Annotated in this window: 9 protein-coding genes; all 9 read left to right on the forward strand. The window is 69.8% G+C overall.

Annotated elements, in window-relative coordinates:
• The first annotated feature begins 128 nt into the window (after positions 1 to 128).
• The 9 genes from ABZ818_RS03105 to ABZ818_RS03145 all read left to right on the forward strand — a co-directional run bounded on the left by ABZ818_RS03105 (position 129) and on the right by ABZ818_RS03145 (position 11,223).
• Entirely contained in the window at positions 129 to 812 is a 684-nt protein-coding gene (locus ABZ818_RS03105; protein WP_361409914.1) for a hypothetical protein, read from the forward strand.
• Positions 809 to 2,569, forward strand: coding sequence for an Hsp70 family protein (locus ABZ818_RS03110; protein ID WP_361409917.1), 1,761 nt, complete (start codon positions 809 to 811; stop codon positions 2,567 to 2,569). Before ABZ818_RS03105 ends, ABZ818_RS03110 begins: the two co-directional genes overlap by 4 nt.
• Before the next feature lie 1,006 nt (positions 2,570 to 3,575).
• A complete protein-coding gene (locus tag ABZ818_RS03115) occupies positions 3,576 to 4,322 on the forward strand; it encodes a hypothetical protein (protein WP_361409919.1) in 747 nt (248 codons plus the stop codon).
• Between the two features lie 402 nt (positions 4,323 to 4,724).
• Positions 4,725 to 5,417: a DUF429 domain-containing protein gene (locus tag ABZ818_RS03120; RefSeq protein WP_361409922.1), complete on the forward strand. Its 693-nt coding sequence runs from the start codon at positions 4,725 to 4,727 to the stop codon at positions 5,415 to 5,417.
• Between the two features lie 833 nt (positions 5,418 to 6,250).
• Positions 6,251 to 8,110 carry a phage tail sheath subtilisin-like domain-containing protein gene (locus ABZ818_RS03125; RefSeq protein WP_361409925.1) on the forward strand — a complete coding sequence of 620 codons (1,860 nt, stop codon included), beginning with the start codon at positions 6,251 to 6,253 and terminating at the stop codon, positions 8,108 to 8,110.
• 34 nt (positions 8,111 to 8,144) lie between these two features.
• Complete coding sequence (locus ABZ818_RS03130) at positions 8,145 to 8,669, forward strand: phage tail protein (RefSeq protein WP_004003113.1); 525 nt, start codon at positions 8,145 to 8,147, stop codon at positions 8,667 to 8,669.
• A gap of 39 nt (positions 8,670 to 8,708) precedes the next feature.
• Positions 8,709 to 9,437: a hypothetical protein gene (locus ABZ818_RS03135; RefSeq protein WP_361409928.1), complete on the forward strand. Its 729-nt coding sequence runs from the start codon at positions 8,709 to 8,711 to the stop codon at positions 9,435 to 9,437.
• Positions 9,430 to 10,191 carry a hypothetical protein gene (locus ABZ818_RS03140; protein WP_361409931.1) on the forward strand — a complete coding sequence of 254 codons (762 nt, stop codon included), beginning with the start codon at positions 9,430 to 9,432 and terminating at the stop codon, positions 10,189 to 10,191. The genes ABZ818_RS03135 and ABZ818_RS03140 overlap by 8 nt, the downstream gene beginning before the upstream one ends.
• Before the next feature lie 69 nt (positions 10,192 to 10,260).
• Positions 10,261 to 11,223 carry a Pvc16 family protein gene (locus ABZ818_RS03145; RefSeq protein ID WP_361409934.1) on the forward strand — a complete coding sequence of 321 codons (963 nt, stop codon included), beginning with the start codon at positions 10,261 to 10,263 and terminating at the stop codon, positions 11,221 to 11,223.
• Positions 11,224 to 11,262: the final 39 nt, after the last annotated feature.

Raw genomic sequence — 11,262 nt, forward strand, 5'->3', positions numbered from 1 at the left:
ACAGTGGTTCTGGCCCCCGTGACAGATCCCGGCAGAAACAGGGACGTGGGCCGAACAGCGGAAGCGTGCGGAATCGTGGTGAGCGCAGGGCGGCCGAGGCTGCTCCGTGGCGATTCACAGAGAGCCGCTTGCCCGAGTTCACCCCGGGGACCCTGGACGCTGCCGCGATCCTGAAGTCGGTCAACGAGACGCTTCTGCCCGTGGTGGAGAAGGAGTTGGAGGAGGCGGCGGGGAAACTGGGCGCAGCTTTGGCCGACAAGGAGACCGAGGCCGATCTGGTCTCCGCCTTCCGGGCCGAGCTGATGCGCCGAGTGCTTCCCCAGTTCACCGAAGCGGTACGCAGTGGCGTGCTGGAGAGCATCCGAACGCGCCAGATGCACCTGGCGCAGTTCGCCGTTCTCCACCGGCAGGCCTTGGACGCGAAGACCTTGAAGACAGTGCTGACCCGCATAGATCACGAGGTGGAGAAGGCAGGTCTGCAGATCGTCGGCGACGCGAGTGATCTGTCTCTGTTCAACGTTCTGGAAGATCAGCCCGGAGTGGTGCAGCAAGACCCGGTGACGTTCGAGCTCATGGTGCCGGCCTATGTCGACAAGGAGTCGGGGAAGCTCGTCGAACGCGGCTGGCTGAAAGCTGTCAGGTCCGAGCAACCGGTTTCAGCAGCGGAAATCAGCGATCCGGGTACAGCGCAAGCTGAGAATTCCGGTGCTCCGTCAAGCACAGAAGGCACGGCTCCGGCGCTGACCTACAGGCAGACGCTGCGCGCTGCCGTTAGCCGGCGGATCGGAATGACCTGGAGGGAAGCGCGATGAGTTTCGGTATCGACTTTGGCACCAGCAACTCCGTAGTGGCCCACTGGAACGGGCACAGCACCGAAGTGCTGCCGGTCGACGGCGACAACGTGCCCGCCCAGTGGCAGATGTCGGAGTTCGAGCAGCTCTTCCCCTCCGTGCTGTCCGTCCGCGACCTCCAGCGCACCCTCTGCTTCGGCTGGGAGGCGAAGACCGGCACCAGCGAGCCGCTCGACGCCGTGAAGCGCATGCTCGGCACGCGCTCCAGCGCCGAGAAGGACGGCGATATCGAGGGCCTCGAGGTCGCGGCCCAGCTCGAGGAGTACTACGTCTGGGTCGGCTCGGAGAAGTTCCACAGCACGGTCGCGGCCGCCTCTCTCTTCAGCCGCATGAAGGAAGGCGTCTCCGCCCAACTGCTCGATCTCTCCGACGCGGTTGTCACCGTCCCCGCCAAGGCGACAGGCGGCGCCCGCTACCGCACTCGTGCCGCGGCAGCGCTCGGCGGTGTGAAGGTACGGGCACTGCTCAACGAGCCCACGGCGGCAGCGATCTCGTACGTCCGCGACGTCCCGATCCCCGGCCGTTTCCTCGTCTTCGACTGGGGCGGTGGAACCATCGACGTCACCGTCCTCGAATACGATGACGGCCTCTTCGAGGAGCAGACCTCCCGCGGTATCACCTCCCTCGGAGGCCTGGAGTTCGACAACGCGCTGGCCCAGCTGATCCAGCAGAAGATCGGCCTGACCGCGGACCAGCTCACCAAGGCCGAACGACGCCGGTGGCGCCGGTCGGTCGAGCTGACGAAGATCGCCCTGTCCTCCGTGCCGATGGACGGCGCGCTCTTCTTCGACCTCCCGGTCGGCCTCGCCCCCTCGATCTCGAGGCGTGAAGCCAGGATCACCGCGGCCGAGTACACCGAGGCGATCACCCCGCTCATCACCCGTGCCCTGGAGCCGGTCCAGCAGGCGCTGGAAGACCTGGCCATCACCTCGGACGACATCGACTCCGTCCTGATGATCGGCGGCACCTCGCAGATCCCCCAGGTGCGTCACGCACTGGGCGAGCTCCTCGGCCACGACCGCATTGTCGACAGCGGCCTGTGCCGGCCCATGACCGCCGTTGCCCGAGGCGCAGCCATCTATGCGGCCTCTCTCGACGGCGAACTCGGCGACGACAGCGACTTCTCTCTGGTGACCAGCTACGACCTGGGAACGGCCGTGAGCGCGGGCGAACAGAAGGGCTTCCGCGCCATCATCCGACGCAACGCCACACTCCCCGCGGAGGGTTCGGCCAACTTCTACCCGGACACGCCGGGCGCTTCCTTCGTGCGCGTGCCGGTGATCGAGGGCGAGGTCGGCTACCCGGCCGACAGCGACCGTGCCTTCCCGCTGGCCAACATCGAGGTGCATCTCCCGACCCGCGAACAGGACACCCGCCGGAACAAGATCGAGATCAAGTTCCGCTACAACGAGAGTGGCATCCTGCGCTTCACCGCCACTCATGCGGAGACCGGCGTGGTGCTTGCCGAGCGCGAGATCGACTCCTTCGGCCCCGACGGCACCCCACTGCAGCACGGCCTCGACGATGAGCTGACCCGCCTTTTGGCCCACACCGTCCGCCCGTTCGCCGACGGCTCCTCCAACGTCCGACACCTCTCGGCAGCCGAAACGGCCAACGCCCGCCCCGCACCGCTCGACATGTCCGTGCGCGTGGTGGAGGCCGACCCTGCGGTAACGGTCAACGGTGAGCCGCAGGGAGTGGTGACGGGAGGACTTTGACCAGCGTCTGGACTCTGTTGGGTAATTTCCGGGTGCGCCAGTAGCTCGCTCCACTGCTGCGGCAGGTGTCGGCAGCCGCTGGGTCCTTGACAGTGCGCCGGGTCTGCTCCGGCTCAGGGGCGAAACTGCCTGCCGGGAAGGCTGCTGCGTCGGCGTGAGCCAGAGCCGTGAGGGTGAGCCGCTCGGGTGCGAACCGACCTGACCACTCTCACAGGGCTCTGCCCGCCGCCCGGCCCATCAATGGGCATCCGCTGGGACGCGATCGAAGCGAGCCTCGGCATGCCGTTGCCGCAGAAAGAGCTCGCCGACCTGTACGGGCCGGGGACCTTCAACGACGCATCCGTCTGTACCACCCACACGAGGTGACAGAGTTCGTCAACCTCACCGGCCCCCTGCCAGGCCGGATTTGGGAGCAGCTGCTCAGGGATCGGGAACAGGGTACCCACCCGGTGCCCTATCCTCCCGGCCGGCTCTTCGCCTGCGGCGCCACCGACTACGGCGAGTACCTGTTTTGGGTCACTGACCCCGCTGTCGCTCCAGATCACTGGCGCGTCGCGGTCAACGAGGCGCGTGGCCCTGGCTGGTTCAGCTACGACGGGACCCTCACGTCCTTCGTGGTCTCGGTGCTCCAGGGGACAGTGTCGGTGCCCCTGTTTCCGCGCGACCTCTTGGGTCGCCCACCCCGTTTCCTCCTCGCGCCCCACACTGTGGAAACCCGAGCCCCGGCGGACACCCGGCCCGTGGACACGGGACAGATCCGGTCCTGGGCAAGGTCCCACAGGGCTATGACGTGCCCATGCGGGGACGGATCCCCCAGGAGGTTCGCGAGGCTTGGGAGCGCGCACACCGCCCCGAGCAGGGTTCGTAGGCGGCGGACGAGCGTATCCGGGTGGGCGCAAGCGATCATGCCCTAGTTTGTCGACCAGGTCGCTCGATGACGCCGGCACGCACGTCCTCTGGGTGCTCAGGCGGTGCTCGAGCTTGTCGCGGGGCAACTGCCGCGTTCATGGGCGACCACGAGCGCACCTACCAGGCCGGACAGCGGAGCGCTGAGGAGTGGTACGGCGGCCCCCTGCGGCCGGCCGCACCACGCGACGCCGACGGCAACCTGATGCTGGCCGCCGAGCGGCAGGGCAACCTGATCGGCATCCAGACCGGCCTCTGGCTCGACACATCCGGCGACCACTGGTCCTACGGCGGGTCGTTCGGCGACCTCGGCTACCTGAGGCTGAAGCGCAACGGTGAGCAGATCGCCACCAGTGCCTGGCCGTACGCGGCCTTCAGCGTGCCGGACGAGGACTCCGCGTACGAGCTCACGCAGAACCTGGAGAAGATCCCGTCCTCGGACCGGAACTGGCTGCGCTCCACCGCCGTCACCACCACCTGGAGCTTCCGCTCCCACCGGGAGCCGGACGTCTACTCGCGCGGCCTGCCGATCCTCTTCCCGGCGTACGACATACCGGTGGACGGCCTGAACACCCTGTCGGCGCGGAGCGGCATCAGGGTGGGTCTGTCGGTCGAGGGCCACGCGGGGTACACCCCGGGCGCGATCAAGGCGGCCTCGCTGTCCTACTCCTACGACGACGGCATCACCTGGACCCAGGCGCCGACCGAGCAGCAGGACGGCAAGTGGACGGCCGTCCTCGACCACACCGGCGCCTCCGGCAAGCAGGTCACGATGAAGGCCACCTTCACCGACGCCGACGGCAACGCGGTCACCCAGACCATCAAGCGCGCCTACGACGTGCGGTAACCACGCCCACAATCCGGTCCGTGCGGCTCATGCGGCGTGTGCCTACTCGTGGAGGACGCCGCCGAGGCGGTCGTCGAGCTTCAGCGTGGCGTCGGAGGCCGGGTGGTCTTGCCGCAGTCGCAGCGCTGCACGGTTACAACGCCAGCATGGAGTTCCGGTCGTCGTCCTGCACCGTCGCTGTCGGTTCGGCCCAGTCGGGCGATCCTGGTCCAGGCAGGACCGCCCAATGCGGACTGCCAGTCGTCACGCCGGCCGCCGGATCCGGGTCCTTGGCGCCACGGCGCACCCCACCGCATCCTGGGTGGCAGAAGCTGCGTGTTCGACCCGCCACAGCTGCCGTCCCGCCCGTTGCCGACGGTGGACGGGCCGGTACCTTTCGGTTCGAGTCGGTTTGGGGATGGGATGGACGTCCTGGGGATCGACGCCTGCGGTAAGCAGGGGTGGGTGGGTATCCGGCTCACCGGTGGCGCGTACGCGGGAAGTCTGGTGGCCGTATCCCTCGATACGCTGATCGAGCGTGCCGGTGCGGTAGCGGCGATCGCGGTGGACATGCCGCTGGGTCTTGGCGAGAGGGGCTGGCGTGCCGCTGATCTCGCGGCCAAGGCGCTGCTGGGAACGCGACGCAGCAGCGTTTTCCTCATCGCGCCAAGGCCCGCATGGCAGGAGCCTGATTATCCGGCAGCCGCAAACCGGTGCCAGGAGCTCACCGGGAGTCGGCTGAGCCGGCAGGCGTGGGCGCTGGCACCGAAACTTCTCGAGGCTCGGGCGTGCTGGCTCGCCGATGAGCGCATTCACGAGGTGCACACCGAGGTGTCCTTCTATGCCTTGGCCGGCGGGGTGCCACTGGCCTACGCCAAGAAGACCTGGCGCGGCCAAAACCTGCGCCGCGCGCTTCTGGCCGAGGCGGGACTCGTGCTCCCGGACGAGCTCGGAGAGGCCGATCGGGTCGCCGTGGACGACGTACTCGACGCCGCTCCGCCGCCTGGTCGGCGCACCGGATCGCGCTCGGGATCGCAGAGCGGGTTCCCATGGTGCCTGAGCCGGACGTGGAGGGCCGCCTCATCGAGATTCGATACTGACCGATTCATCACGTAACAGCTCGTGTGCGACCCTCCGTCTGTGGCCACGTCCCCATTCCGGAACCGTTTTGGCAGGCGCCGGTAGGCAGTGCGATCGGCAACTCGTGGGCGGCGTTGGTCGGGGCGGTGCGGAACTGCAGGAGCCCGGGCAGCGGCTGTGGTGGGTGGGTGCTGCGATGGACGGGGCGGCGCGGTCGTGGCTCAGGACGGAGACGCCGAGCGCACGGAGGCCGGGTTTGCGTGTGACCCACCCCGTGCGTGCCTCCCCGCACCGTGGTGATCAAGTGGCAGGAACTTGAGCGCGGGCCGCTGGTGGCGACCTCCGGCGTCCGGGGGGTGCGGCCCGGACCGGGTACACCTGCGGATTGCGCCACTGTGGATTGTGTACGACCGGGGGAGGGGTCGAGGAGGCGCGGCGAGCTGGGGGCGGGCGCCGCGGTGATTCCCGGGTTCCGGGCATGCCGGGACAGGGTGGTCGTACCGCTCGACACCGCCTGTGCGAATTCTGTGGACCTACTGTCGAGGGCGCGCGGGCACGATGCGCGATTACCCGGAATTGACCTTCACCCAACCTTCTCTTGGCGTGGCTGAAAGCCGCCTTGTTGGCCAACTCCATGCGCAACAAGGTGGGTTGAGTACTTGAGCATCAGGAGTCACAAGCGACTTGCTTGACTCGGGCGGCCAACCGTCCGGGCGTTGACGGGGGAACTGATGCGGTGCGCTCGTCCACCGTCGACCGGCCGGTCGCGCGGGGCCGTTTGCCGCACCGAACCGGATCATCTCTCCCCTCCGCCTTTCTCTTGGTGCCTTTGTCCGGTGCCCGAGGCAGGGATAGGAGGGGGAAAGCCGATGAGCGCGGTGAGCGCCGCCAAGCCGACGTACCCCGGCGTCTACGTCGAAGAGCTTCCCAGCAGTACCCGCACCATCTCGACCCTGACCACGTCGGTGACCGCCTTTGTGGGTCACACCCGGCGCGGTCCGCTCAACGAGCCGGTACGCGTCACCAGCTTCGCGGATTTCGAGCGCCGCTTCGGCGGTCTGAGCGCGCGCAGCGCCGTCGGCTACGCCGTCCATCAGTTCTTCGGCAACGGCGGCACCGTCGCCGTGATCGTTCGCGTCACCAAGGCCGGCAGCGGCAAGGCCTCCTGCGTCACCCTGAAGTCCACCGAGGGCCGCAGCGCGAGCAAGGTCCTCGAGGTACACGCCAAGGAGCCCGGGGTCTGGGGCAACGGCCTGCGCGTCGCCGTCGACCACGACACGCCGTGCCCCGACGAAACATTCAACCTGCGCGTGTACGACGCCAAGGGCGAGGCCAGGGAGAGTTTCACCGGTCTGTCCATGGACCCAGCGGGCGGCCGCTTCGTCCAGACCGTCGTCAACGCCGGTTCCCGGCTGATACGCGTCGAGGCGGTCGGCGAGGGCCGCCCCGACCCCTCCGGCACCGTCTCCAAGCCCTTCGGGGACGACCTGCCCGACCTGGCCGTCGACCTCACCGTCAAGATCGGTGACGTGGAGCGCGAGTTCACGCTCTACGACCCCGACTCCGACGGCGAGGTCCCGACCTCCGTGACCGGGCTGGCCCTGCTCCTGGAACGCAAGCTGCGCGCTCTGCCCGACGCACCGGGCAAGCATGCCTTCTCCGGCGTCCAGGTCACCCCCTTCAGCCGCCGAGTCCAGGTGGTCGCAGGCTCCACCGACCCCGAGGACGTCGTCCGCTTCCTCGGCGAGTGCGCCAACGACCTCGGCCTGGAAGCCTCCGTCAACCCGCCCGTGTTCCCGCTGGCCGGCGGCGAGGACGGCGAGGCTCCCGGCCCGCGCGACCTCATCGGCTCCGAGGCCGACAAGACCGGCATCCAGGCGCTGCGCGGGGTGGCCGACGTCAACCTGCTCGTGCTGCCCGAACTGGCCGCCTACGAGAAGTCCGAGGATGCCGTCACCGTTGTCTCCGCCGCCCAGCGGCTGTGCCAGGAGCGGCGGATCTTCCTGCTCGTCGACGCGCCGGGCACCTGGGTCAGCGTGGACACGGCACGCGCCGGACTCGCCGCCTTCGACGCCGTACGCGGCAACCACGCGGCTTTGTACTTCCCGCACCTTCAGCTCACCGACCCGCTCACCGGGCGGCTGCGCTCCTTCCCGCCCTCCGGCGCGGTCGCGGGTGTCATCGCGCGCACCGATTCCGAGCGCGGCGTCTGGAAGGCCCCGGCCGGCACCGAGGCACGGCTCGCCGGCGTCCACTCGCTCACCGTCGACCTGACCGACCGCGAGACCGGGCTGCTCAACCCGCTCGGAGTCAACTGCCTGCGCAGCTTCCCGCTGACCGGCCCGACTGTCTGGGGCGCCCGCACGCTGGAGGGCTCCGACGCGCTCGGCAGCGAGTGGAAGTACGTTCCTGTACGGCGGCTCGCCCTGCACGTCGAGGAGAGCCTGCAACGCGGCCTGCAGTGGGTGGTGTTCGAACCCAACGACGAGAACCTGTGGCAGCAGATCCGGCTCAGTGCCTCCTCGTTCCTGCACACGCTGTTCCGGCAGGGCGCCTTCAAGGGCGGCACCCCGCGCGAGGCCTACTTCGTCAAGTGCGACAGCGACACCACGACCGACGAGGACATCGCGAACGGGATCGTGAACGTCCTGGTCGGCATCGCACCGGTCCGCCCGGCGGAGTTCGTGATCGTCAAAATTCAGCAGACATCCGGCCAGTTCGAGCTGTAGTCCCGCGGGAATCTTGGAGAGCTGAAGGAATCCGATGGCAGAGTTCACCGTCAACGCCCATCGTTTCGACCCCTACAAGAACTTCAAGTTCCTGGTCCTGTGGGACGGTCGTACGGTCGCCGGCATCAGCAAGATCAGTCCGCTGAAGCGGACCACCGAGGTCGTCAAGCACCGGCACGGTGGCGACCCCTCCTCCCCGCGCAAGTCGCCCGGGCGCTCCGAGTTCGAGGGCATCACCCTGGAGCGCGGGGTCACCCACGACCCCGAGTTCGACCGCTGGGCCAACAAGGTCTGGCAGGTCGGAGCCGGGCTCGGCTCCGAGGTGTCCCTCGCCGACTTCCGCAAGGACATCGTCATACAGGTCCTCAACGAGGCCGGACAGGTTGCCGTCTCGCACAAGCTCTACCGGACCTGGCCCAGCGAGTACCAGGTGCTCGGCGAACTGGACGCCAACGCCAACGCGGTGGCGATCCAGAGCCTGAAACTGGAGTGCGAGGGCTGGGAACGGGACTACGAGGTGCCCGAGCCCGAGGAGCCCTCGTTCCTCAACCCGGCCTGATTCGACGCGAGGTGAGGTGAGGGGACCCGGGGGGAACACATGGCGATCACCGGGGCGGCCGGGCTGCTGGCCACCTGGGAGGCGGGGCTCGCCGAGGCGCGCGCCGGGCGTGCCCTGCTGCTGCACGGCACGGCGCGCCCGGACCTCGACGCCGCGACGCTGCCCGCCGTACCGCTGGGCGAGCGCGAGTCCGACCTGTTCGCCCTGCGCCGCGCCCTGTTCGGGGAGCGGATGCAGGTACGGCTGGAGTGCCACGCGTGCGGCACGGACATGGAGTTCGAACTGGACGCAGGGGAGTTCGCCAGGTCCCTCGCCAAACCCGGACAGCCGGTCGTACGGCTGACGGAGGACGGCTGGGACGTCACCTTCCGGCTGCCCGCCGCGGCCGACCTGACGACCGCGGCCCGGGCCGCCGACCCGCGCGCCGCGCTGCTCGCCGGCTGTCTGGTCTCGGCGGTCCACGACGGCACGCCCCGCACCGCCGACGCCCTTCCGGCGCCGGTGCAACGGCGGATCGCCGAGGCCGTCGAGGCCGCCGACCCGGGCTCCGACGTGACGCTGAACGCCGGCTGCCCCGAGTGCGGCACGGCCACCCGGGCCGAACTCGACATCGTCTCCTACCTGTGGACCGAACTCGACGCCTGGGCACGGGAGGTGCTCCTCGACGTCCATCTGCTCGCCACCGCCTACGGCTGGAGCGAGCCGGAGATCCTGGCGCTCAGCCCGCTGCGGCGCCGCTACTACCTGGAGCTGTGTGCGGATGTCTGACTCCCATGTGTCCGACCCCTCCCGGGCGCCCGCGCCGGAGCCCGACTTCCTCGACCGGCTGATCGCCCGGCACGCCGTCGCGTCATCGGACACCGTCCGGGTGCGGCCGCGGCTGCCCGGGCCGTTCGAACGCGTCGAGGCGGTCCGGGCCAGTACCCCGGAGCCGCACGCCGCCGACGCCACGGCGTGGCCGCCCGCCACCCCCGCAGCCGTGCCCGACCGGGACGGGCCACGGCCCGCCGCCGAGATCCGGCGGCACACGGAACGCGAACGGACCGTCGTACACACCGAACGGGCCCCCGCGGAACCGGAGGCGGCGCGACCCGCCCCGGCCGCCCTGATCGAGGCACCGCTGCTGCGCCCCGTCGCCGCGCCCCCCGCGGCCGGGCCGCTCCCGGTGTCTCGGACCGGTCCGCGCAACTCCGGGCGACAAGGCCCGGAAACGAGCGTGGACCGATCCGCGGCGTCCGCCCCAGCCCCCCTGGGCGCCGGCGCCGCTCCCGCCGTCGTCGTGCCCACGGCACCGAGCCCCAGCGCCGCGGACACGACGGCGGCCCGCACCGCCGCACGACACGCCGCCGCACGCCGGTCCGGGCGTGCGCCCGAGCAGGTGGTGCAGGTGCAGATCGGCCGACTCGAGGTGACGGCCGGCCAGCCGTCCTCGCGGAACGGGGCACGGCCGAGCGCCCGCCCCGCCGAGCGGCCGGGCACGACCCTCAGCCTGGCGGACTACCTGACCCGGGGGCGCGAGTGAACCGCGCGGCAGTGACAACGAAACGAGGGGCAGTACGAGCGACACGCCAGGAACCGGGGAGCTGACGCCGTGAGCAACGCACTCGCCATCGCCCATGTCAGCCAGGCTCTCGCCCTGCTGATCGAGTCCCACCTGCAGCCGGAGATCGACATGGCCGTCAAGGTGGAGCCGCGCAAACCGCCCGCCGAGCCGCCGACGGACCCCACCATCTCCGTCTTCCTCTACCAGGTCACCCCCAACACCTCGCAGCGCAACAACGACCTGCCGACCCGCGCCGCCGACGGCACGCTGGTGCGCCGGGCCACCGCGGCGCTCGACCTGCACTACGTGATCAGCGCGTACGGCGACGAGACCGAGCTGGTCGGGCAGCGGCTCATCGGTTCGGTGGTGCGCACCCTGCACGAGATACCGATCCTGCCCAAGGACGTCATCGAACTCGCCGGTGAAAGACCGTACTTGGCAGGAAGCAACCTCGCGGAGGCGGCCCAGCGGGTGCGGTTCACGCCGACCGTGATGGACGTCGACGAGACGTCGAAGCTGTGGGGGATGCTCTACCAGACCCCCTACGCCCTGTCCGTCGTCTACCAGGCCTCCCTCGTCCTCATCGACGGCCTCGAGACGCCGGTTCCGGCCAAGCCGGTCGAACGGCCCGAGGTACGCGTGCTCCCGTTCGGCGCGCCGGGAGCGCCGATCCCGCCGCGGGCCGGGACCCGGCCCACCGAGACGTCGGCCGGGGCGAGCCGGGAGGAGGGGAGCCGCGCGCCGGCAAGCCGTGAGCAGACCGAAGCCAAGGAGCCCGCCCCGAAGAGGGCGGCCGAGGCCGGGGCCAAGAGCGCGGCGAAGACCCCTGCGAAAGCCCCCGGGAAGATCGCTGCGAAAACCCCCGCGAAGACGCCCGCGCGCGCCCGCAAGAGCACGCCCCGGGCGGCCAAGCCGGCGCAGCCATCCGCCCGGAAGACCGACGGCGGACGCGGCGGCAGCGGCAGGAACGGCGGGAAGGGCGCGGACGGCGCCGAGAGCACGGAGAACTGAGTCGGCATGAGCGACACGAAGGGGGGCGGGTGAACAGAT

It is taken from the genome of Streptomyces sp. NPDC047453, from assembly GCF_040643155.1.
GTDB lineage: Bacteria > Actinomycetota > Actinomycetes > Streptomycetales > Streptomycetaceae > Streptomyces.

What these genes read in the sequence shown, in the direction of transcription:
- ABZ818_RS03130 (WP_004003113.1), top strand. Translation starts at nt 8,145, where the DNA reads ATGGCAGAGTTCACCGTCAACGCCCATCGTTTCGACCCCTACAAGAAC.
- ABZ818_RS03140 (WP_361409931.1), top strand. Translation starts at nt 9,430, where the DNA reads ATGTCTGACTCCCATGTGTCCGACCCCTCCCGGGCGCCCGCGCCGGAG.
- ABZ818_RS03115 (WP_361409919.1), top strand. Translation starts at nt 3,576, where the DNA reads ATGGGCGACCACGAGCGCACCTACCAGGCCGGACAGCGGAGCGCTGAG.
- ABZ818_RS03110 (WP_361409917.1), top strand. Translation starts at nt 809, where the DNA reads ATGAGTTTCGGTATCGACTTTGGCACCAGCAACTCCGTAGTGGCCCAC.
- ABZ818_RS03120 (WP_361409922.1), top strand. Translation starts at nt 4,725, where the DNA reads ATGGACGTCCTGGGGATCGACGCCTGCGGTAAGCAGGGGTGGGTGGGT.
- ABZ818_RS03135 (WP_361409928.1), top strand. Translation starts at nt 8,709, where the DNA reads ATGGCGATCACCGGGGCGGCCGGGCTGCTGGCCACCTGGGAGGCGGGG.
- ABZ818_RS03125 (WP_361409925.1), top strand. Translation starts at nt 6,251, where the DNA reads ATGAGCGCGGTGAGCGCCGCCAAGCCGACGTACCCCGGCGTCTACGTC.